The sequence below is a fragment of the Enterobacter sp. Crenshaw genome (genome assembly GCF_024734705.1).
GTDB lineage: Bacteria > Pseudomonadota > Gammaproteobacteria > Enterobacterales > Enterobacteriaceae > Enterobacter > Enterobacter asburiae_B.
Genome location: NZ_CP102932.1, coordinates 79874 through 99944, shown reverse-complemented (window position 1 = coordinate 99944; position 20071 = coordinate 79874). Strand labels below are relative to the sequence as shown.

Annotated in this window: 17 protein-coding genes and 1 tRNA gene; 9 read left to right on the top strand and 9 right to left on the bottom strand. The window is 53.1% G+C overall.

Going from position 1 to position 20071, the window contains the following annotated elements; genetic code table 11:
* Positions 1–3 precede the first annotated feature (3 nt).
* Together trmH and recG are read left to right on the top strand one after the other, a co-directional pair.
* On the top strand, positions 4–693 hold the full coding sequence (gene trmH / locus NWV12_RS00420; RefSeq protein WP_048980248.1) for a tRNA (guanosine(18)-2'-O)-methyltransferase TrmH: 690 nt from the start codon (positions 4–6) through the stop codon (positions 691–693).
* A 3-nt stretch (positions 694–696) separates the two neighbouring features.
* Positions 697–2778, top strand: a complete 2082-nt coding sequence (recG, locus tag NWV12_RS00415) for an ATP-dependent DNA helicase RecG (RefSeq protein ID WP_048980247.1) — start codon at positions 697–699, stop codon at positions 2776–2778.
* Between the two features lie 2 nt (positions 2779–2780).
* On the opposite strand, the gene gltS is transcribed toward recG, so the two are convergent.
* Positions 2781–3983 (bottom strand): sodium/glutamate symporter, encoded by a 1203-nt coding sequence (gene gltS / locus NWV12_RS00410; RefSeq protein WP_023309880.1) that lies wholly within the window; start codon positions 3981–3983, stop codon positions 2781–2783.
* A gap of 225 nt (positions 3984–4208) precedes the next feature.
* On the opposite strand from gltS, the gene xanP reads away from it, so the two are divergent.
* Together xanP and NWV12_RS00400 are read left to right on the top strand one after the other, a co-directional pair.
* Complete coding sequence (gene xanP / locus NWV12_RS00405; protein ID WP_048980244.1) at positions 4209–5600, top strand: xanthine/proton symporter XanP; 1392 nt, start codon at positions 4209–4211, stop codon at positions 5598–5600.
* A gap of 119 nt (positions 5601–5719) precedes the next feature.
* Positions 5720–7408: an AsmA family protein gene (locus NWV12_RS00400; RefSeq protein ID WP_048980243.1), complete on the top strand. Its 1689-nt coding sequence runs from the start codon at positions 5720–5722 to the stop codon at positions 7406–7408.
* A 157-nt stretch (positions 7409–7565) separates the two neighbouring features.
* Here NWV12_RS00400 and yicI read toward each other — a convergent pair whose 3' ends face one another.
* Positions 7566–9884 carry an alpha-xylosidase gene (gene yicI / locus NWV12_RS00395; protein ID WP_048980241.1) on the bottom strand — a complete coding sequence of 773 codons (2319 nt, stop codon included), beginning with the start codon at positions 9882–9884 and terminating at the stop codon, positions 7566–7568.
* Between the two features lie 12 nt (positions 9885–9896).
* A complete protein-coding gene (locus tag NWV12_RS00390) occupies positions 9897–11288 on the bottom strand; it encodes a glycoside-pentoside-hexuronide family transporter (RefSeq protein WP_048980239.1) in 1392 nt (463 codons plus the stop codon).
* Positions 11289–11576: 288 nt separating this feature from the next.
* Here NWV12_RS00390 and NWV12_RS00385 point away from each other — a divergent pair.
* Positions 11577–11671, top strand: a tRNA-Sec gene (locus NWV12_RS00385).
* 63 nt (positions 11672–11734) lie between these two features.
* Here the strand turns inward: NWV12_RS00385 and NWV12_RS00380 are convergent.
* From NWV12_RS00380 to NWV12_RS00370, 3 genes are all read right to left on the bottom strand, one after another.
* The gene (locus NWV12_RS00380) at positions 11735–14020 is read right to left on the bottom strand and encodes a DEAD/DEAH box helicase (RefSeq protein WP_048980238.1); all 2286 of its coding nucleotides are present in this window, start codon (positions 14018–14020) and stop codon (positions 11735–11737) included.
* On the bottom strand, positions 14017–14757 hold the full coding sequence (locus tag NWV12_RS00375; RefSeq protein ID WP_048980237.1) for a hypothetical protein: 741 nt from the start codon (positions 14755–14757) through the stop codon (positions 14017–14019). Before NWV12_RS00375 ends, NWV12_RS00380 begins: the two co-directional genes overlap by 4 nt.
* Before the next feature lie 183 nt (positions 14758–14940).
* Positions 14941–15102 carry a YlcI/YnfO family protein gene (locus tag NWV12_RS00370; protein WP_065419814.1) on the bottom strand — a complete coding sequence of 54 codons (162 nt, stop codon included), beginning with the start codon at positions 15100–15102 and terminating at the stop codon, positions 14941–14943.
* 128 nt (positions 15103–15230) lie between these two features.
* Between NWV12_RS00370 and NWV12_RS00365 the strand changes: the two genes are divergently transcribed.
* The 4 genes from NWV12_RS00365 (at position 15231) to NWV12_RS00350 (ending at position 17343) form a co-directional block, all read left to right on the top strand.
* Positions 15231–15527 carry a SymE family type I addiction module toxin gene (locus NWV12_RS00365; RefSeq protein ID WP_048980235.1) on the top strand — a complete coding sequence of 99 codons (297 nt, stop codon included), beginning with the start codon at positions 15231–15233 and terminating at the stop codon, positions 15525–15527.
* Positions 15528–15898: 371 nt separating this feature from the next.
* Complete coding sequence (locus tag NWV12_RS00360) at positions 15899–16384, top strand: type VI secretion system tube protein TssD (protein WP_048980233.1); 486 nt, start codon at positions 15899–15901, stop codon at positions 16382–16384.
* Between the two features lie 9 nt (positions 16385–16393).
* The gene (locus NWV12_RS00355; protein ID WP_075204763.1) at positions 16394–16759 is read left to right on the top strand and encodes a tlde1 domain-containing protein; all 366 of its coding nucleotides are present in this window, start codon (positions 16394–16396) and stop codon (positions 16757–16759) included.
* Positions 16756–17343, top strand: coding sequence for a hypothetical protein (locus NWV12_RS00350; RefSeq protein ID WP_232056986.1), 588 nt, complete (start codon positions 16756–16758; stop codon positions 17341–17343). The genes NWV12_RS00355 and NWV12_RS00350 overlap by 4 nt, the downstream gene beginning before the upstream one ends.
* A gap of 32 nt (positions 17344–17375) precedes the next feature.
* On the opposite strand, the gene NWV12_RS00345 is transcribed toward NWV12_RS00350, so the two are convergent.
* From NWV12_RS00345 to NWV12_RS00335, 3 genes are all read right to left on the bottom strand, one after another.
* Positions 17376–17819: an acetyltransferase gene (locus NWV12_RS00345; RefSeq protein ID WP_048980229.1), complete on the bottom strand. Its 444-nt coding sequence runs from the start codon at positions 17817–17819 to the stop codon at positions 17376–17378.
* Between the two features lie 138 nt (positions 17820–17957).
* Positions 17958–18956 carry a class I SAM-dependent methyltransferase gene (locus NWV12_RS00340; protein ID WP_101744415.1) on the bottom strand — a complete coding sequence of 333 codons (999 nt, stop codon included), beginning with the start codon at positions 18954–18956 and terminating at the stop codon, positions 17958–17960.
* Between the two features lie 85 nt (positions 18957–19041).
* Complete coding sequence (locus NWV12_RS00335) at positions 19042–19833, bottom strand: GlxA family transcriptional regulator (RefSeq protein ID WP_232056985.1); 792 nt, start codon at positions 19831–19833, stop codon at positions 19042–19044.
* Positions 19834–20071 lie beyond the last annotated feature (238 nt).

Sequence of the window (20071 nt, the reverse complement as noted above, 5' to 3'; positions counted from 1 at the left end):
TTTATGAATTCACAACGTTATGCACGTATCTGCGAAATGCTCGCCAGGCGTCAGCCTGACCTGACGGTCTGCATGGAGCAGGTGCATAAACCTCATAACGTCTCTGCTATCGTCCGTACCGCAGATGCCGTCGGTGTGCATGAAGTGCACGCCGTCTGGCCGGACGGCGGTATGCGCAATACGGTCTCGGCGGCGGCAGGCAGCAACAGCTGGGTGTCTGTCAAAAATCATCACACCATTGGCGAAGCCGTATCGCACCTGAAAGGGCGCGGGATGCAGATCCTCGCCACTAACCTGTCCGCTAAAGCCGTAGATTTCCGCGAGATCGACTACACCCGCCCGACCTGCATTTTGATGGGTCAGGAGAAAACCGGGATCACCCAGGAAGCGCTGGATCTGGCGGATCGTGACATCATCATTCCGATGATCGGCATGGTCCAGTCTCTCAACGTCTCCGTGGCGTCCGCGCTCATTCTGTATGAAGCGCAGCGCCAGCGTCAGAACGCCGGGATGTACGAGCGCAGCAACAGCATGCTGCCGGAAGAGGAACAGCAGCGCCTGCTGTTTGAGGGTGGTTATCCGGTGCTGGCTCGCGTTGCGAAGCAGAAAAAATTGCCTTACCCCCACGTCAACGCGCAGGGCGAAATAGAAGCCGATGCCGAGTGGTGGGCCACCATGCAGTACGCCGGGTAAGCGATGAAAGGCCGCCTGCTGGATGCCATCCCGCTTAACAGCCTGACGGGCGTGGGCGCGGCGCAAAGCAATAAGCTGGCAAAAATTGGCCTGCACACCGTGCAGGATCTCCTGCTTCATCTCCCCCTGCGTTACGAAGACCGCACCCAGCTCTACAAGATTGGCGATCTTCTTCCCGCCATTTACGCCACCGTTGAAGGCGAAGTCCTGAACTGCAACATCACCTTCGGCGGACGCCGAATGATGACCTGCCAGATCAGCGACGGCACCGGCATTCTCACCATGCGTTTTTTCAACTTCAGCGCGGCGATGAAAAACAGCCTGGCGACGGGCCGCAGGGTGCTTGCCTATGGCGAAGCCAAACGCGGGAAATACGGCGCAGAGATGATCCACCCGGAGTACCGCGTGCAGGGCGATCTCAGCACGCCGGAAATGCAGGAGACGCTTACCCCGGTTTACCCAACGACCGAAGGCATCAAGCAGGCGACGCTGCGCAAGCTCACCGATCAGGCGCTGGAGCTGCTGGATACCTGCGCCATTACCGAGCTGCTGCCGCCCGAGCTGGCGCAGGGCATGATGAGTCTGCCCGAGGCGCTGCGCACCCTGCACCGCCCGCCGCCAACGCTGCAGCTCAGCGATTTAGAAAGCGGCCAACACCCCGCACAACGGCGTCTTATCCTTGAGGAATTACTGGCCCATAACCTGAGCATGCTGGCGCTTCGCGCGGGCGCGCAGCGTTTCCACGCTCAGCCGTTAAGCCAGAATGATGCGCTCAAAGATAAGCTGCTGGCCTCGCTGCCGTTTAAACCCACCGGCGCGCAGGCGCGCGTCACCGCCGAGATTGAACGCGATATGGCGCTCGACGTGCCGATGATGCGTCTGGTGCAGGGCGACGTGGGCTCCGGTAAAACGCTGGTTGCCGCCCTGGCGGCCCTGCGCGCGATTGCTAACGGTAAACAGGTGGCGCTAATGGCGCCGACCGAGCTGCTGGCTGAACAGCACGCCAACAATTTCCGCGCCTGGTTTGCGCCACTCGGAATTGAAGTGGGCTGGCTTGCCGGGAAGCAAAAAGGCAAAGCGCGCCTTGCGCAACAGGAGGCTATTGCCAGCGGGCAGGTGCAGATGATTGTCGGCACGCACGCCATCTTCCAGGAGCAGGTGCAGTTTAACGGTCTTGCGCTGGTGATTATCGACGAGCAGCACCGCTTCGGCGTGCATCAGCGTCTGGCATTATGGGAGAAAGGCCTGCAGCAGGGCTTCCACCCGCATCAGCTGATCATGACCGCTACGCCGATCCCACGCACCCTGGCGATGACCGCCTACGCCGATCTGGATACCTCCACCATCGACGAACTGCCGCCGGGCCGTACGCCGGTCACAACGGTCGCCATTCCCGACACGCGCCGCAGCGATATCATCGACCGCGTGCGCAACGCCTGCACCCAGGAAGGGCGTCAGGCCTACTGGGTCTGTACGCTGATTGAAGAGTCTGAACTGCTGGAAGCGCAGGCTGCCGAAGCAACGTGGGAAGAGCTTAAGCTGGCGCTGCCCGAGCTGAACGTGGGTCTGGTTCACGGACGCATGAAGCCCGCCGAAAAACAGGCGGTGATGCAGTCGTTCAAACAGGGTGATTTGCATCTGCTGATTGCCACCACGGTGATCGAAGTCGGCGTGGACGTCCCCAATTCCAGCCTGATGATCATCGAAAACCCGGAGCGTCTCGGCCTTGCCCAGCTCCACCAGCTGCGCGGGCGCGTCGGTCGTGGCGCGGTGGCGTCCCACTGCGTACTGCTCTACAAAGCCCCGCTTTCCAAAACCGCCCAGATGCGTCTGCAGGTGCTGCGCGACAGCAACGACGGTTTTGTGATTGCGCAAAAAGACCTGGAGATCCGCGGCCCGGGCGAACTGCTGGGCACGCGTCAGACGGGTAACGCGGAATTCAAAGTAGCCGATTTGCTGCGCGATCAGGCCATGATCCCCGAGGTTCAGCGCCTCGCCCGCCATATTCATGAACGCTACCCCGAACAGGCGGCAGCGTTAATTGAGCGCTGGATGCCGGAAACCGAGCGGTATTCCAACGCCTGATCTCAGGCAAACATCGGCAGCATCAGGTACAGCTTGATCACCAGCGCGTTGACGATATCAATAAAGAACGCCCCAACCATCGGGACCACCAGAAACGCCATGTGCGATGGTCCGAACCGTTCGGTGATCGCCTGCATGTTGGCTATAGCCGTTGGGGTAGCCCCCAGACCAAACCCGCAGTGACCCGCTGCCAGCACCGCCGCATCGTAGTTTTTTCCCATCATGCGCCAGGTCACGAACATGGCGTACAGCGCCATAAACAGCGCCTGTACCGCCAGAATCGCCACCATCGGCAGCGCCAGCGAGGCCAGCTCCCACAGCTTGAGGCTCATCAGCGCCATCGCCAGGAACAGCGACAGGCAGACGTTGCCGAGCACCGATACCGCCCGTTCAAACACGCGGTAGAAGCCCATCAGCGCCAGACCGTTGCTCAGGATCACCCCGATAAACAGCACGCAGACAAACGTCGGCAGTTCAAACGCGGAACCCGCCAGCCATTGCGCAACCACTTTGCCCACGGTCAGGCAGATGGCGATCGTCGCGATAGTTTCAATCAGCACCAGGGAGGTGATGCTGCGGCCAACGTCCGGCTTTTCGAAGGCGGTCGGCACCAGCTCATCGTCCGGCCTGCCGTTCGGCGTGGTGGAGTGCTTAACCAGATACCGCGCCACCGGACCGCCAATCAGGCCACCCAGCACCAGGCCAAAGGTCGCACAGGCCATCGCCACTTCCGTCGCGTTTTCAAACCCATAGCGCTCGATGAACAGCTTGCTCCACGCGGCCCCGGTTCCGTGACCGCCCGAAAGGGTAATCGACCCCGCCAGCAGACCCATCAGCGGATCCAGCCCCAGCAGCGTTGCCATGCCGATGCCAATGGCGTTTTGCATCAGCAGCAGCCCCACCACCACAATCAGGAATACGCCGAGCACCTTACCGCCCGAGCGCAGGCTCGCCAGGTTTGCGTTCAGGCCGATAGTGGCAAAGAAGGCCAGCATCAGCGGGTCTTTCAGGGACATATCAAAATCGATTTCCCAGCCCATGCTTTTTTTCAGTATCAGCAGGGCCAGCGCCACCAGCAGGCCACCGGCGACGGGTTCAGGAATGGTGTATTTCTTCAGAAGGGAAACGCTATGTACCAGCTTGCGACCAAGCAGAAGAACCAGCGTTGCGGCAACAAGGGTCGACAACGTATCGAGATGAATCATAAAAGGCTCCTGTTATGCGCGTGTTCCATACACACGCGGCGTTATCCTGGGCCGGGTTGCGCTCTTCATGAGCACCCGGCGCAAAAAGTGTAATTTTTTTTCCCGACGCGTTGTAGAAAACCTGCTCACAGCAGCAGATTTTCTTCCCTTTTTTTGCTGGCAATCGTTTGCTTTTACCAGGTGGTCAGATAAAATGCCCGCTTTTCCACCGTGGGATTGCCGCCGATGTCCGTTAACACCATAGAGTCGCCTGATGCGCAACCGATTGCGCAGAAGCAAAATAGCGAACTGATTTACCGCCTTGAAGACCGTCCGCCGCTGCCGCAAACGCTTTTCGCCGCCTGCCAGCATCTTCTGGCGATGTTTGTTGCGGTGATCACCCCGGCGCTGCTGATTTGCCAGGCGCTCGGTTTACCGGCGCAGGACACGCAGCACATTATCAGCATGTCTCTCTTCGCCTCCGGCGTGGCCTCGATTATTCAAATTAAAGCGTGGGGTCCGGTGGGGTCGGGATTATTATCGATTCAGGGCACCAGCTTTAACTTCGTGGCACCGCTGATCATGGGCGGTACGGCGCTGAAAACCGGCGGTGCGGATGTCCCAACCATGATGGCGGCGCTGTTCGGCACCCTGATGCTGGCCAGCTGTACGGAGATGGTCATCTCCCGCGTTCTGCATCTGGCTCGCCGCGTCATCACCCCGCTGGTTTCTGGCGTCGTCGTAATGATTATCGGCCTGTCGCTGATTCAGGTGGGCCTCACCTCCATCGGCGGCGGCTATGCCGCAATGAGCGACCACACCTTCGGCGCGCCGAAAAACCTGCTGCTGGCGGGTGTCGTGCTGGCAATCATTATTCTGCTTAACCGTCAGCGTAATCCTTACCTGCGCGTCGCCTCGCTGGTGATCGCCATGGCGGCGGGCTACCTGCTGGCATGGGCGCTGGGCATGCTGACGGAGAACACCGCGCCGACCAACAGCGCGCTGATCGTCGTTCCCACGCCGCTGTACTACGGACTGGGCATTGACTGGGGCCTGCTCCTGCCGCTGATGCTGGTCTTTATGATCACCTCTCTTGAGACCATCGGCGATATCACCGCCACCTCCGACGTCTCCGAGCAGCCGGTGTCCGGCCCGCTGTACATGAAGCGCCTGAAAGGCGGCGTGCTGGCGAACGGCCTGAACTCGTTTGTCTCTGCGGTATTCAACACCTTCCCGAACTCCTGCTTCGGCCAGAACAACGGCGTGATCCAGCTGACCGGCGTTGCCAGCCGCTACGTCGGTTTTGTGGTGGCGCTGATGCTGATCGTCCTCGGCCTGTTCCCGGCGGTAAGCGGCTTTGTGCAGCACATTCCTGAGCCGGTGCTGGGCGGCGCAACGCTGGTGATGTTCGGGACCATCGCGGCCTCCGGCGTGCGTATCGTCTCCCGCGAGCCGCTGAACCGCCGCGCGATCATGATTATCGCCCTGTCGCTGGCCGTCGGTCTGGGTGTTTCCCAGCAGCCGCTGATCCTGCAGTTTGCGCCTGACTGGGTGAAAAACCTGCTCTCTTCCGGGATTGCCGCGGGCGGTATCACCGCTATCGTTCTGAACCTCGTTTTCCCGCCTGAGAAAAATTGATTTCTCTCACGGCAGGCAGCCAATGCCTGCCGTGACATCTAATTACACCATTCCCGCCTTGAGGATTGCGCATAAATCGTGCATAACTCCCTTATGTGCGTTTTGCGGGATGGAAGACCATGAAATTTATTGGAAAGCTCCTCATCTATCTTCTGGTAGCCCTGCTCATTGTGCTGCTGGCGTTCTACATTCTGCTCCAGACCCGCTGGGGCGCGTCTCAGGTCAGCAGTTGGGTGACGGTGAATACCGACTACGAACTCAGTTTCGACAAGATGAATCACCGCTTTTCGTCGCCTTCCCACATCATTCTGGAAAACGTCACCTTCGGTCGGGACGGTAAACCCGCCACGCTGGTAGCCAAAAAGGTCGATATTGGCCTGAGCAGCCGCCAGATAACCGATCCGCTGCATATGGACACCATCACCCTGTTCGACGGCACGCTGAATCTCTCCCCCCAGACGGCACCGCTGCCTTTCCAGGCGGATCGCCTGCAGCTGAACGACATGGCGTTTAACAGCCCGAATACCGAATGGGACCTGAGCGCGCAGAAGGTCACGGGCGGCGTCAGCCCGTGGCAGCCGGAAGCGGGCAACGTGCTGGGGAACAACGCGCAGATCCAGATGAGCGCGGGCTCGCTGACCCTGAACGGCGTACCGGCGACCAACGTGCTGATCGAGGGCCAGCTCAACGGCAAGGAAGTGGTGCTGAAAACGGTTGGTGCCGACATGGCCCGTGGCTCGCTTACCGGCTCCGCCCTGCGCAACGCCGACGGAAGCTGGATTATCGACACGATGCGCCTGAATGAGATCCGCCTGCAGAGCGATAAAACGCTGATGGCGTTCTTCGCGCCGCTGGCCTCCATCCCCTCTCTGCAGATTGGTCGTCTGGACGTGACCGACGCCCGGCTTCAGGGCCCGGACTGGGCGGTGACCGATCTCGATTTAAGCCTGCGCAACCTGACTCTCAGCAAAGGCGACTGGCAGAGCCAGGAAGGCCGTCTGTCCATGAATGCCAGCGAGTTTATCTACGGCTCGCTGCATCTTTTCGACCCGATCCTGAATGCGGAGTTTTCCCCGCAGGGCATGGCGCTGCGACAGTTCACCTCCCGCTGGGAAGGCGGCATGGTGCGCACGTCCGGTAACTGGCTGCGCGACGGTAAAGCGCTGGTGCTGGACGATGTTGCCATCGCCGGGCTGGAGTACACCCTGCCGCAGAACTGGAAAACGCTGTGGATGGAGCCTCTGCCGGAATGGCTTAACAGCGTCACGCTGCAAAAATTCGGCCTGAGCCGCAACCTGGTGATCGACATCGATCCCGCCTTCCCGTGGCAGATCACCTCTCTGGACGGCTATGGCGCAAACCTGCAGCTGGTGAAAGATCGCCAGTGGGGCATCTGGGGCGGCAGCGCAACCTTCAACGGCGCGGCGGCGACCTTTAACCGCGTGGACGTGCGCCGTCCGTCGCTGGCACTGAATGCGAACGCCGCCACGGTGAACATTACCGACCTGAGCGCCTTTACCGAGAAAGGTATTCTGGAAGCCACGGCGACGGTTTCGCAGCTGCCGCAGCGGCAGACCACGGTGAGCCTGAACGGGCGCGGCGTGCCGCTCAACGTGCTGCAGCAGTGGGGCTGGCCTGCGCTGCCGATTACGGGCGACGGCAATATTCAGCTCACCGCCAGCGGCAGCGTGCAGGCGAATGCCCCGCTTAAGCCGACGGTGAACGGCAAGCTGAACGCGGTGAATATGGATAAACAGCAGGTGCAGCAGACGATGACGGGCGGCGTGGTTTCAACACCGGTGCAATAAACAAGCCGGGTGGCGCAAGGTAAATGCAAAACGGCAACCCTGTTGCCGTTTTTGATGTTTGTTCCCTCTCCCTGTGGGAGAGGGTCAGGGTGAGGGCATCAGACCGCATAATTATCGTAGGCCCGATAAGCGAAGCGCCACCGGGCATTTTTCCAGCTCAGAAGTGAACCACCACCTCATCCCCCTCTGCTTTCACCACCACCCCCCACTCGCTGCCTGCGTGCGAGCCGCCCTTCACGCCGCTCACCTTTTGCACGTTGCGCAAGCACACGGACCAGTTTTGCGCGTCTCCCGCGCCGGTAAAGGTCACGATATCGCCCCGACGTGACGCCTTCAGCGTAAACGCCACGGCCCCGTCCGCCGCAGGCACTTCGCTCACCGCCGTTGAGCCGTCGTCCAGGTTAAACAGCTGGAAGGCCGTCCCCGCGTTCCACGCGTAGTCCGGCTTCTGGTTATTGTTGCCCAGCGCCAGCAGGGTGTTGTCGCGCACGTAGACCGGCAGGCTCATGAAATCGTGCTGCTGCTTATGCCAGCGGCTGCCCTGAATTTCGTCGTTGTGCCACAGGTGCGTCCAGCGGCCTTCCGGCAGATAGAACTGCACGTCGCCCACCTCGGAGAACACCGGCGCGACCATCACCGAATCCCCCAGCATGTACTGGAGGTCGAGGTAATCGCACGCCGGATCGTCCGGGAACTCCAGCATCATCGCCCGCAGCATCGGCGTGCCGAACTCGCGGGCCAGCGCCGCCTGGCGATACAGGTACGGCATCAGCTGACACTTCAGCTGGTTGAAGTGGCGCACCACGTCGCAGGACTCGTCATCGTACGCCCACGGCACGCGGTAGGATTTGCTGCCGTGCAGGCGGCTGTGGCTGGAGAACAGCCCGAACGCGCACCAGCGTTTATAGACGTGCGCCGGAGCGGTGTTTTCGAACCCGCCGATATCGTGGCTCCAGAACCCGAAGCCGGACAGGCCAATCGACAGCCCGCCGCGCAGGCTTTCGGCCATCGATTCATAGTTGGCGTAGCAGTCGCCGCCCCAGTGCACCGGGAACTGCTGTGCACCCACGGACGCGGAGCGGGCAAACAGCACCGCCTCTTCTTCCCCCACCGTCTCCTTCAGCACGTTCCACACCAGTTCGTTATAGATGTAGGCGTAGTGGTTGTGCATCTTCTGCGGATCGGCCCCGTCGAACCACTGCACGTCCGTCGGGATACGCTCGCCGAAGTCGGTCTTGAAGCAGTCGACGCCAATATCCACCAGGCCTTTCAGCCTGTCGGCATACCACCGGCACGCGTCCGGGTTGGTGAAGTCATAAATCGCCAGCCCCGGCTGCCATTTGTCCCACTGCCACAGGGAGCCGTCCGGGCGCTTGAGCAGGTAGCCCTTCTCTTTCAGCTCCCGGAAGATCGGGGATTTCTGGCCGATGTACGGGTTAATCCACACGCAGACCTTCAGCCCTTTCTCCTTCAGGCGGCGGATCATCCCTTCCGGATCCGGGAAGGTCACCGGGTCCCACTCGAAGTCGCACCACTGGAAGGCCTTCATCCAGAAGCAGTCGAAGTGGAACACGTGCAGCGGCAGGTCGCGCTCGGCCATGCCGTCGATAAAGCTGTTTACCGTGGCTTCGTCGTAGTTGGTGGTGAACGAGGTGGTCAGCCACAGGCCGAACGACCACGCAGGCGGCAGCGCCGGACGCCCGGTAAACCGCGTATAGCGGTTCAGCACCTCTTTCGGCGTCGGGCCGTCGATCACGAAGTACTCGAGATATTCCCCTTCCACGCTGAACTGCACTTTGGAGACCTTCTCGGAGCCGACTTCAAACGAGACGTTCTCGGGATGATTCACCAGCACGCCGTAGCCGCGGTTGGTCAGGTAGAACGGGATATTTTTGTAGGACTGCTCGGTGCTGGTGCCGCCGTCGCGGTTCCAGGTTTCGACCGTCTGGCCGTTGCGCACCAGGGCGGTAAAGCGCTCGCCCAGACCGTAGACCGTTTCCCCCACGCCCAGATCCAGACGTTCGAAAATGTAATTGCGGTCGGCGTTGGTATCCTGCACGTAGCCGTTGTTTTTCAGCTGGCTGCCGGTAATGCGCTGGCCGTTGCGCAGGAAATCCAGCGCCCAGAACTCGCCTTTGGTGACGCGCGCGCTGACGCTTCCGCTTTTCAGTTCGGCAAAATCGGCGTTGTTTTCAATCTCTACCTTTACGTCTTTCAGAACGTTCAGCGGATAGTGCGGGCCGTTATTCAGCGCGCCCTGGAAATGCTCAATGCGCACCCCGACAATCCCTTCCTGCGGGGCAAACAGGCGCACCGTGAACATCAACGTGTCGAGCTGCCAGGTGCGTTCGCGCACGTCGCGCGGCGCCACATACACCACCAGGTCGTTGCCCTGCTGCTCCACGTCGAACACCTGAACCGGATACGTCACGTTCAGGCCCGGTTGAATAAGCCAGTTTCCATCACTGATTTTCATGCTCTCGTCCTCTTAGTTCTGTAATTCTTTGCTGACCGGCAGGTTTTCAAACTCCTGCTGATTGCGGCGCGCGCCCTGCGCCAGCTCACCCATGATTTTGGTCAGGAAGGGGGTTTTCAGCGTGTAGTAGCGCTTGGCGATAATGGCGCTCAGCACGTAGCAGGCCGCCGGGGCCAGGGTAAACAGGCCGATAATGATGCTGATGGTCGCGCTGTTCTGGGTTTTGGCTGCCGCGTCGTAGCCGCCGCCTGCCAGCATCCAACCGATCATCGCCCCGCCCAGCGCCAGGCCGAGCTTCAGCACGAACAGCGTGCCCGCAAAGCTGATGCCGGTCAGGCGCTTGCCGTTAGTCCATTCGCCGTAGTCGACGGTATCGGACATCATCACCCACTGGATCGGCGTCACCAGCTGGTGCAATACGCCAATGACGAAGATAAAGGCGAACATCAGCACGGTGGCGTGCATCGGGACGAAGAACATCGCCACGCTGACCACCGCCAGCGCGGCGTTGGTCCACCAGAAGATGCTGACCTTGCACTTCCAGTCGGTGAGCGGTTTCGCCAGCGCGGAGCCAATCAGGTTGCCGACGCAGTAGGTGGTGAGGAACGCGACGAACACCTCCGGGGAGCCCATGATCCAGGTGCAGTAGTACATCATCGCGCCGCCGCGCACGCAGACGGCGAGGATGTTGAGGATGGTGAGCACGCCGACGATGCGCCACTGGTCGTTGTGCCAGATGTCGCGCAGGTCTTCCCGCATGGAGGTGGTGCTCGGCGGCACCTGGATGCGCTCTTTGGTGGTGAAGAAGCAGAACGCCAGCATCAGGAACGCGACCACCGACAGCACGGCGATGCCGCCCTGGAAGCCGAACGCCTTATCGTCGCCGCCAATCAGGTTCACCAGCGGCATCATCAGCACCGTGGAGAGCATGCCGCCCGCCGTCGCCAACACAAAGCGCCAGGACTGAAGGGAGATACGCTGCGTCGGGTCGTTGGTGATCACGCCGCCGAGCGCGCAGTAGGGGATGTTGACCACGGTATAGAGCAGGGTCAGCAGGGTGTAGGTAACGGCGGCGTAAACCATTTTGCCGTTGAGGCTGAGGTCCGGCGTGGTGTAGGCCAGCACGCAGACGATACCGAATGGGATGGCACCGAACAAAATCCACGGACGGAACTTGCCCCAGCGGCTGCGGGTGCGGTCGGCAATCAGCCCCATGCACGGGTCGGAGATCGCATCCAGCGCGCGCGCCAGCAGGAACATGGTGCCGACAAACCCGGCGGGAATGCCGAAAATATCGGTGTAGAAAAACATCATGTACAACATGACGTTATCAAAAATGATGTGGCTGGCGGCATCTCCCATGCCGTAGCCAATCTTCTCTTTTACTGACAACACTTCGCTCATCTTTTTTTATCCTTCACGCTGTAGGGGGCGCTGAGACCGGTTACAGAGTTTTAAACCATTGTTTCAGGAGCGGGTATTGCGTTTTCTGGTTAGCAGATTACGTTTCTTGTTTTTTGTGATCGCGGTAAATGTTGGGAGCACGAGGGGCTAACATGAGGATTTTCTTAGGAATTAACTGAAACAGGGGTGTACAGGTCAAAAGAGAGGTGAAAAAAGTGTGTCTGGGTATGTGGTAAATGCCTGAAAGTAGCTATAATGCGCCCCGCCTCCATGTAGCAATCGAGGCGCGGAAGATCGTCATCTCCGGTGAGGTGGCTGGACTTCAAATCCAGTTGGGGACGCCAGCGTTCCCGGGCAGGTTCGACTCCTGTGATCTTCCGCCAAAAATTTCTACTCAGATAATTTTATCCTTTATCCATAAACTTTATATCATAAACTTCGCCCTGTTATTCAGGTAGATACCACGAAATCATATCTTGTATGTCAATAGGTATAGTTTCTAATTTATTAAAAACAATATCATCCTCACTAATATATTTAATATGTTCTTCAACCAAATCAATATCTTCAGGAGAAAACCCATATCTAAGCAATAAGGTGTGAATAGGATTTAATGTTCCATATTTAAGCAATCCCATCATTTTCATGGCATTATTATCTTTAGTCTTTTCATAATAAACGCGGAAAGCTCCCATAAACGCATCCGTCAGTGAAAAAGAGATTACAGTATCTAAATAGTCATACGTGTCGAACACAATTCGATCATAACTTACATTGTTAGCTTTGATATTGTTGAACATTGAAAATGCATTTTCTAAAGTAATATCGGGTATTTTACTCGCTGGCTGTATAAATGGAGCATAACCATTTCTATTTTCATCACGATTAGAAGCGTAGCTATATCTCATCCCAACTATTTCCTTAAAAGATTTACCTTGGATAAGGTAAAAAAGTATCGTTATTGCATTATCAAAGACGTTACTTTCTCCTTTCAATAAATCCCTGCCGATATAAGACTCAAAAACAAATTTTAGATTTGAACGAACTATATCCCTTTTTATTTTATTACGTTCACCTTTGAGAGAACCACCATCGGCATTTTCAAATATGATATCTAATGCATCTTTAATGCAAACAATAACCTTCATTCCAGATATTCTATTTATTCTAGAAACTGGAAGATTATAATTCTCATCAAATGAACCATCAAAAATTGAAGAAACAAACTCATTCATGTCATGACTGGGATCATCTAAAACATTTTCCAAAATTGAATTCTCACTCATTTTAAATGTTGAATTTATTCTCTGAGCAAGCAATTCTGGGTTTTTTGTATAAACATAACCATAATCAAAGACATTTTCTTTTGTTAATCTCCCGCTTCTTCCTATTAGATTTTTAAATGCTAACCCTCGCTCTTTATCATTATCAGCCTGGATTCGCATGTTCACTAGCCAAATAATATCAAACGGCATATTTATGCCCTGAGCTAATGTGCTTGTAGCAAAGCAGATTTTTGCATATCCGCTCCTGATAAAATCTTCAATAAGAAACCGTACTTCCAATGGAACTGAACCATGATGAATCACGACACCAATCTTAAGCAAATCTACTAAGGTTGATTTATGACCGTGGTTATTAGCGCCCAATAACTCTTCAACTTTAGATATAATACGTAAAGCTGTTTTATTAGATATAGCATTAAAGCGATTTATAAATTTTTCAAAATCTTTTTTGAAATGACCATTGTATAATGAAGCTTTTGAAACATATACGAGTACAGATTTTGAACCATCAAAAGCAAAGTCCTCAAATGAACCATCGAAAGGAACAACTTTATTAAGTAAATGTCCTTTTTTTATATATGGCGAGAAGTAAAAGTCTTTTTTATTAGAATGTTTAAAAACAAAAACTTTCCCAACAGTATTATGCGGATAAGCGTGTGAATAAGACTTACTTAGATCCAATCCATGTTTTTGCATTTGTGCATTAGGATTTTCAACAAATGGATGGGCAAAAACCAATTTCGCGTTTTCAAAATTTAACTTTATTCTTCTTACCAGAGCATCAAATGTAACTCCTCTTTCCTTTTCTTCACACACTTGTGCTTCATCAAAGAAAAATAGATCTATTTTCAACTTATTTCGAATTGGGAATAAATCCCTGGCTCTTTCAGGGGTTAAAATAAAAATATGACGCAGGCCTTCTCTGCTGTTGAATATAATGTCAGCGAAAGAGGATATCATTATATTCTTTGATTTTCCAAATTTATCACGGAGATTATTTATATATTCAGCAATCAAAGCCCTCGAAGGAACAATTATAACGACATCCCCTTTTAATTTTTCAATGTAGTCTTTTATAGAGAATGATTTTCCTGCGCTTGTTGGCGCGGAAATAGAAACATATTTTTCTTCTTGAATTGCTAACCTTATACTAGCCTGGACAGGCGTTAAGTATTCCTTAAAAAGTCTATGATTTGTTCTTCCAATCCCTGACAAAATAAATGAAAATAAATCATCTGGCTTAGTGTTTTTATAAAATAAGCCTAACTCCAAAACTATCCTATCTTCATAAAAAGAAAAGTCTTTGTGATGAAATAATTTATAATAGGTCAACTTTTCTAATAATTTGTTGTCTACTGGACCTTTTGTATGTAGCTGCATAAGCAAAGATTCAATACTCTCGCTGGGATTTACATCTTCTTTTATCTTCAGAATTGCTGCTTTCATTTACAAATCACCCCCACAAGATAAACTATACTACACTTATTCAAGAGATTTTTTTGCTTAACACTTTCTAAAGCATTTTTAATAATAAGTTCATAGTTCTCAGAGTTTATAGAAAATGCAGCAACTACACCGAAAGACTCGTTGTCAAGGTTGTCACAAGCTTCTTCCCCAGCCAAATTTGTCAAATGAACTGCATCTCTTAGATGCTTTTCAACATTTAGAAAATCAATAATTTGTGTTAATGCATCACCATGAGGATTGGAAACACCTGAATATTTTGCCTCACCAAAATTGACCATTTTTTCAGGGCATACCGTATGAAAATCAAATCCTTCATTCTGTTTCTTTTGTGGTTTCCAAAGCTCTGCAATTGGAAGAGAAACATGATCAAAAAGCTTATTTAATGCCCTCGAAGCCCCCATTGAAACCATTATCTCACCAAATTCAACACCTATATCCTTTTCAGATGAAGATTGAGCTTTTATTTGGTTAAATATATCAACTAATAATTTCGAAGTTTCCTCTACAGTATATCTATAACATCTTTGCGTACGATTATCTAAATCCATCATCCATGATTTGTCCAAAACTATCTTCGTTAATTCTTCTGCAATTTTATTTATAGTTTTTATTCTTATTACACATATTTTCACCATTACTTCAGCGCTATTTAATTCATCATGGAAACATCCCCAATCAACATCATCCCGTGTTCTAACAATGTTTTTATTATTCATATAACTCAGCCCTTATTCTAAGGAAGATTGAATAATCTGCTTAACTGAAAATAAATATAAATCTGAAACAAAGAATTAATTTTTAATTGATTAATCTACAACGATTAGAGATGAGTAACAATGCTGTTTATATAAACAGCACTTCACTGAAAGACTTATTCATACCAGTTATAGATGTATGCTCTATTGCTTGTTGAGCCTTAATTTACAAGCCTCCTTCACCCACTTACTAAAATTCCCTTTCCCTGCCGCCTTCTCAATCTGTTCCAAAAGCTCATCCTCGAACCGGATGTTCTTCATAGTGCTTTTGGTACGGTCAAAATTTGGTTTCTTTTTCTCTTGCATGGTAGGTACCACTTCAGTTAATTTATCTACACGTGGTACCTACCACATGGATTCGGAATTTTGACAACGCCCAGCAGTGTTGGAGCACTAAAGGGCGTCTAACCTCACCAACTATCAAGGAGTTGATTATGGCTGATTCGCATTTTACCCCAGACACCGACCAATCCGGAACCGAGCGTTCGTTAATTGTGGGATACCGCCCGAATGTTTTCGACAAATCCACGCCGAAAATTATCCTTTCCGGCAAATGGCTGCGTGCGGCGGGCTTTGATACCGGACAGCAGGTCACGGTAAAGGTCATGAAAGGGTGCATCGTTCTAGTGGCGTATAACGAGCAGGAGCAAAGGATTCTGGACGATTACAAACGCGCTAAAGCAAAGTTATGCCAGATCGAGAATACGCTGGCGAGCCTGCAATTATCATAACCGTTCCCGCTGTTATCAAGTTGGCTGCTGGGCATGCAGCCAACATAAAAAACAATATGGAATGCCAGATTTCTTCCATAACATCCAAAAAGCAATCGAACCCAATATGTAATGCTACCTTACAAGTCCAATATTTGATGACATTCATCATTTCAATACCTGATGCTATTTTAACTTAGCATTTATCTTACAATGGCAACGAAATCATAATTCAACGTTATAATCTTTAAAAACCCATCTGAGAAACTTATACGTCGCAAAGAGCAATTTTAAGTCCCACTTCCATATTTTATTTTCTATTTTGAAATGAAAGTCACAATTTAAATCCATAATGAAGAGTAGTTTCCCTCAGTCTATAAAAGGAGATTGAGATGGCTATACCTGTTTACTTATGGCTTGAGGATGATTCAGGCCGGAGGATTAATGGATCTGTCGATATAAAAGATCGCGAAGGCTCAATAGAAGTGATTGAATTTATGCATTCAATAGAACAACCTATAGATAAATCCTCCGGAAAAATCACAGCAAAACGCATTTGTAGTACCTATGCATTCATGAAAGAGATTGATTCATCATCCTCTTATCTATACAAAGCCTTGTGCACTGGACAAACACTAAAAAAAGCAGAATTTATATTTTACAGGATCAACTGTAACGGACTTGAAGAGGCTTACTTTAAAACAACGTTAGAAAACGCAAGAGTTGTTCAAATTGAACCTATCATGTTTGACATTAAACATCGGCAAAACGAACACTATACGCACCATGAATATGTAGATCTGACATATGAAAAAATTACATGGAACTACATTGATGGAAACATTATTCACTCTGATACCTGGAAAGAACGCACTTAAGGAGAAAGTATGTCCTGGGAATATGATGTAAAAGAGCATAAATTTTATCTGGATGGTGTCTACCAATTTGATGCAGATTACGCAGGTGCTAGTGGTTACAAAAACGATCCGTCACAAGAATGTGTAAAAAACAGCGGACCGCTGCCACGAGGTACCTACACTATTGGGTCCCCTCATAATTCAGCCCACATAGGGAAATATACTCTCAGCCTCACGCCCTATTCGACAAATGATATGTGTGGTAGGGACTCATTTAAAATACATGGTAAAAGCAGTTTGCACCCCGACGACTCTTCAGAGGACTGCATCATTGCTCCTCTGAGTGCCAGAAGGAGTATCTGGAAAAGCAACGATACGGTATTGAATGTCAAATGAAGCATTTATTTTGTTTATTGCCATTACTCGTTGCAGTCAGTTCGCACGTCTCAGCAACGGAAATGACCGGCTTCGCGACCCGATATTACGATGAAGACGGCTCGCTGACGGAAATTTCTACAACAGTGCCCCTTTCCCCAACCATCGCTATAGGCAAGCAAGCCGTACAAATGGAGGTTACTCACCTGTCAGATATCACCAGCTCACCAGTCAACACATACAGTTCCGCTCGTTGGGTCTGCCTTCATGACGACGATGGCACGAATTACTGGTTCATCTCGGATAACGAAATGGGTGCAGGATTGTTAACTGCGCTAGTTATAGCCAAAGATGGCATCCATAACGAGTGTGCTAAAACAACGGAACCTATCAGAGTCTCAGTCGCTAATGTTCCATTATTAAATGCGACGCATGGGAATTTAGTCGAATTGTTCGGCAAGAAAGAGAGCGCCAAAAAGAAAGCGATGCTTTTTTATCAGGAGACGCCAGTACAGAATGGATTCATCCAGAGTAATACGGTCTCTTATTACTTCGATGTCGAAAAAGTGCGTGGCGTAATCATTGGGCAAATTACCAGTAACTAGCTTGCAGACTCCCTCTCCAGAGGGAGAGGGCGTTAAACCTGCCCGCTCAACCGCATATGCAACAGCGGAAACGGATTCCCCTGCCCGTCCAGTTCCGAGCGTCCGACCTGCTCAAACCCCATATGGCGATAAAATCCCACGCCCTGCGGGTTCTGCTCATTCACGTCCACTTCGTTCGCGCCAAACTCTTCGATGGCGTGCTGGAGCAGCAATTTCCCGACGCCCTTCCCGCGGCTCGCGTCGTCAACAAACAGCATTTCAATGCGATTTTCATCCACGCCTAAAAAGCCGTGAATAACGCCTGCGTCATCGCGAGCGATCACGACCTTGAGGTTTGGCAGATAGGTGTTGAGCAATAACGGGCGCAGCGCCGCAATATCGCTTTCCTGTAAAAAGTGATGGGTGGCGCGGACGGAGGATTCCCAGATCGCGACCAGACGTTCGAAGTGTGTGGGGAGTGCGGCTTCAATTTTCATGGGGAGGATCATGATTGGAAAACCCAACTATTTCAAGCCACGCTTTGCGGTCTGTTCCCCCTCACCCTAACCCTCTCCCTCAGGGAGAGGGGACTGTCCGTGCGGTTTCTGGCCAACACAGCGTATGTACCGTTCGCACTAAACCTTAATCTCCATCACCGCATACACCCCGTCCTTCGGCACCACCACGGTGACGTTTTCCACCGGCACGCCCGCCGCGAGGTGGATATCCTGCAGCTGCTGTAACGACCTCGGGTGAATATCCTCCCAGCCGATACCCCGCAGCACAAAGTCAATTTGCGGGCTGCTGGTCAGCATGTTCGACACAATCACCGCCCCGCCGGGTTTGACCAGCCGCAGCGCGCGCTGGAGAAAAATCACCGCATCGGTATCGTTGAAGTATTCGAAAATCCCCAGCGCGTCGACCAGTTCGGCCTGATGCTCGCCCAGCTCCAGCAGCAGGTCCTCGTTACGCACCAGCGTATGGAGCAGGTTGCGCCTGAGCAGCGTTAGCTGTTCGCCCACCACAATCCCTTCCTGCGCCGCCATGGTTTCGGCCCAGCTGAGCGCCACCGGGTCTTTGTCCACCAGCGTGAGATATACACGCTGGCCGTCGAGCTTTGCTTCGCGCAGCGCCTCCAGCACCGGAATGGCGGCACCGCTTGCGAGGCTAACCCAGTTATTTTCACTTTCGTTGTGAATATACTTATCCACCAGCGCGGCCAGCACCCGGGCGCGGGAGCGCACGCCAACCGCATCGTTAGCGTGGATAAACCACTGGCGGCTGTCGCTGTCCATTTTCGTGCCGTCGGGCAGGCGGTCTTCCAGCGGGTTTTGCACCACAAACAGCGCCAGCGCGGAGGGCACCAGCCGGGTGCGCCACGCGGTGAGCGCCGGGCGGTTGCGGAAGGCCTGTTCGGAATAACGGTTCTGCGGGATAAGCACGGCCTGCCCCCCTTCGTCGTATTCCACCCTCGGAGGCCGGAGCGCTGGCTCGGCTTTCAGGGCGCGGTCAAGGGAGGCGATCTCACGGGCAGCGTCGTCTTTCATCGGCCACTGGTCGCTGACGTCGGGAAATGACACGCTGAAAATCGTCATATTTTCCGGTGCATCGCCGCGAAAAGGCTGCCAATTCATGTCGTCTTCCCTCCGTTAGGCTTTTAACGGAAGTCTATCCAGGCGAGCCAGTAATACCCTACGAAGAAAGCACGAAATCGGCACATCAGTTCTGCGACGTGCGCCATACCCCCGGCGTGCAGCCGTACTCGGTCTGAAAATGACGAATAAAATGGGCGCAGTCGCTAAACCGCATCCGCCGCGCAATATCCGTCACGCTTTGCTGAGAGTTTTTCAGCAGCCAGCAGGCATAGCGCAGCCTGGCGCTGCGAATAAATTCACGCGCCGTTTTGCCAAACTCGGCGTGAAACAGGCGGTTAAGCTGGCGTTCGCTCAGCTTAACGTCCTGCGCGAGCCTGGCGGCGTTCAGCGGGTGAGTCAGATACTGTTCGACGATCGTCACCGCCCTGCGCAGCCGTGAATCAGGGATCATGGCGATATTCGCAGGCCGCGGCGTGGCGGCGTCATGCGGAGGAAGGGACAGCCGCCGGGAAGTGGTGGCCGCAATGTCGTCTCCCCCGTGGGCGCGGATCAGCGACGTTACCAGGGTGAGCGTTGAGATCCCGCCCGGGCAGGTCAGCACATCGCCTTCGTCGATAAAATCGAGGCCTTGCTCAGCATAAACCTGCGGAAACCGCTGCGTGAAAACGTCATGGTGATGAGGATGAATCGAGGCGCGGCGCTCGTTCAGTAACCCTTCCTCCGCCAGAATAAAGCTGCCGGTACCAATACCAATCAGAGGAACGTTGTTGTGATAAGCCTCCGTGAGAAACGCTCTGTCGCCACGGTGCCCCTGGTGAAGATGCTCCAGACCTCCGCCGATCGCCGCAATATAGTCGAAGTCGCCGGGCGGCGCATGGGCGGCCTCGGGCCGCACGCTGAGCCCTGAGCTGCTCACTATCGGTAAGTCGGGATAAGTGCTTATCAGGCTGAGTTTAAAGCGTATTTTCTGGCTACGCTTCTGGACGCTGGATGCAATACGTAACGCCTCTATTAATCCTGAATATGCGAAAAGCGAGAAATGGGGCCACAGGAGTAAACCCGTATGCAGGGATTTATTCCGTGCAGGCGTCATTCTGACGCTATCATCAATTATATTTTTCATTAACTTGCCGAAGAATAATTACATTATCGCA